Source organism: Hymenobacter terricola (assembly GCF_017921975.2).
Classification (GTDB): Bacteria; Bacteroidota; Bacteroidia; order Cytophagales; family Hymenobacteraceae; genus Hymenobacter; species Hymenobacter terricola.
Window position 1 is genome coordinate 1 of the sequence record NZ_JAGEMO020000239.1, and the last position, 473, is coordinate 473.

Consider the following 473-nt stretch of genomic DNA (forward strand, 5'->3'; position numbering starts at 1 on the left):
AAACCTAGAGCCGGCAAAATGGTCGAATGGACAGAAAAAGAGCGTGCCACCATCCAAGACATCTTCAGTAAGATGGACTATGAGGCCGTTGGCCAAGCAACTCTTTGCAGGTGTCTGATCGTCTACCCCTGGACTCAGAGGTATTTCGGCAAGTTTGGAAACCTCTACAACGCAGCCGCAATCATGGGAAATAATGAGGTTGCAAAACACGGAACAACTATCCTCCACGGTCTGGACCGGGCTATGAAGAACATGGACAACATCAAGGCGGCCTATACCGAGCTGAGCACGCTGCACTCCGAGAAACTGCACGTGGATCCCGACAATTTCAGGCTCCTCTCCGACTGCCTGGCCATTGTGCTCGCTGCTCGGATGGGCAAAAACTTCACTGCTGAAATCCAGGCCACTATCCAGAAGTTCATGTCCGTGGTGGTGTCCGCCCTGGGAAGGCAGTACCACTAGAGAGCTGCAGC

The 473-nt window shown here is 53.1% G+C and carries 1 protein-coding gene; it reads left to right on the plus strand.

Annotated elements, in window-relative coordinates; translation table 11 throughout:
* Nucleotides 1–462 (plus strand): hemoglobin beta-like protein (locus tag J4G38_RS28390; protein WP_226164198.1); only part of this gene is annotated, 462 nt, incomplete at its 5' end.
* Nucleotides 463–473 lie beyond the last annotated feature (11 nt).